Source organism: Methanocalculus sp. (genome assembly GCF_029762515.1).
In the GTDB taxonomy this organism is placed as follows: Archaea; Halobacteriota; Methanomicrobia; order Methanomicrobiales; family Methanocorpusculaceae; genus Methanocalculus.
Genome location: NZ_JARVGN010000456.1, coordinates 1 through 1,711 on the forward strand (window position 1 = coordinate 1; position 1,711 = coordinate 1,711).

The 1,711-nt window shown below is 45.1% G+C and carries 2 protein-coding genes and 1 pseudogene; 1 reads left to right on the top strand and 2 read right to left on the bottom strand.

Annotated elements, in window-relative coordinates; translation table 11 throughout:
• Positions 1 to 140: 140 nt before the first annotated feature.
• The gene (locus QCH34_RS12105; protein WP_300334507.1) at positions 141 to 959 is read right to left on the bottom strand and encodes an alpha/beta hydrolase; all 819 of its coding nucleotides are present in this window, start codon (positions 957 to 959) and stop codon (positions 141 to 143) included.
• A 13-nt stretch (positions 960 to 972) separates the two neighbouring features.
• Complete coding sequence (locus QCH34_RS12110; RefSeq protein WP_300334509.1) at positions 973 to 1,116, bottom strand: hypothetical protein; 144 nt, start codon at positions 1,114 to 1,116, stop codon at positions 973 to 975.
• Between the two features lie 344 nt (positions 1,117 to 1,460).
• Between QCH34_RS12110 and QCH34_RS12115 the strand changes: the two are divergent.
• Positions 1,461 to 1,711: pseudogene (locus QCH34_RS12115) on the top strand (MFS transporter); the annotation flags it as partial.

Below are 1,711 nucleotides of genomic sequence, written 5' to 3' on the forward strand. Positions count from 1 at the left end.
TGTCTATTATTTATATTTTAGTGCAATGTAGTCCTAGTTTATCGAAATCCTCTTTAGTATTTAGCACATACTGCAAGATCAATGATCCAAGTAAAGACCCCATGGTTCCTTCACAGTATCCTCACCTCATCTTTTCCCTTTCACCTGCCTCTAATGACATTTGTTTCCACAAAAGTCACCAGATCCAAAGCGAATCTACGCGGCTCTTCCCAGTGAGGGGCATGCCCCGTATCCGAATACTCCACGTAATGTGCGTTCTGAATTGCCGCTATCTGAGCTTCCTGGTCATTACGTGTTGTAATGACGTCTCGGTCTCCCCAGATGATCATTGTCGGCAGTTTAATGGTATGGAGCTTTTCTGAAAAATCATCCTGAAGTGCACCGTCCACCAGCGCCTGCCAGACACGAGCCGGAACCTTCAGGCTTTCCTGAACGATCGTTTCAAAGAATGATTCCTGAACAGGCCTTGCAATAGTGCTTTCCTGAAACTCTCGTACAAATTCCGGGTCTTTCGGGTCGTTCAGCTGTGAGGTAAACGAAGCCGATATTTCTTTCAGGACAGGACTCTTTGCCAGGTTGTAAAAGGACCCTGCCACAACCATCCCCAGGGTCCTTTCAGGATAGTCTATCACAAATCGCTGTGCTACCGCACTTCCCAATGAATGGCCGAGGATCACAGCTTTTGAAATGTCAAGCGCATCCAAAAAAGCTTTCACATCATTAGCCAGATCCTTTACCTGATAATCTTTTTCCGGACGTTGCGAATCACCATGACCTCTTTGTGACAATGAGAAAGCGCGGATGGTGCCGGGCAAATGCGGCAACACCAACTCAAAGGAGTGCCAGGAATCACTGAGACCATGGAGCAGCAATACAGGAACACCAGATGGGTCACCCTTTTCAACGTACTGAATGATTATGCCGGTGTTAAGCTCAATAGATTTTACTTCATGTATCATATCAAATGCCTCCTTACTTATTTGGTAAATCGACTGTTCTTTCCACGCCTGCCTCGTTCCTTGCAAACGAGTCAAAGATACTGTCTTTATCCACACCGTTTTTCAGCAGTATTGAAACTATTCTCCCTTTGTACTCATCGATCTGCGTCTTGGCCATAGTAGCTCATTTCATCTCACATCTCTATTGGCGACAATTCTTATTAAGTTTCTTGCAGGGTATCCTGAAATTTGTTTTATCAACTGAAAAAAGCATCATGTCTAAGAACAAAACAACTATCCCGCAGCATGCGGCACTTTACAGCAGCAAAACATTCTTCGAGAGAGACGCTGGTATCAATTTCAAGCCATTTCCATGTATGTCCCATATAAGGAAGATCGAAGAGCCTGTTTCCGACATATTCCAGACGATCAAACTTTATTTCTAAAAACGCGGATGCCATATCTTCACGGTAAAGGTTATTAAGATCCGGGCCAATCGGTGTGGAGTGGTGACTAAGGGATATGGACAAAAACAGGCTATTGATTTATTTTACTGTATTCTTGATAATGGGGTTGTCCAATGCAGTTATACCTGTACTGCCGGAAATAGCAGCTTCGGGAGAAAGGAGTGCAGGTGTTCTTGCCTCAAGCCTGCTGTTCTCGGGATACTTCATAGGAGCATTGGTGATGATGCTACCCTTTGGCTTGCTTTCGGACAGGTACGACGGTCTCCGGCTGGTTGTGTTCTCGATCCTGATGACGCTGGTTTCCGG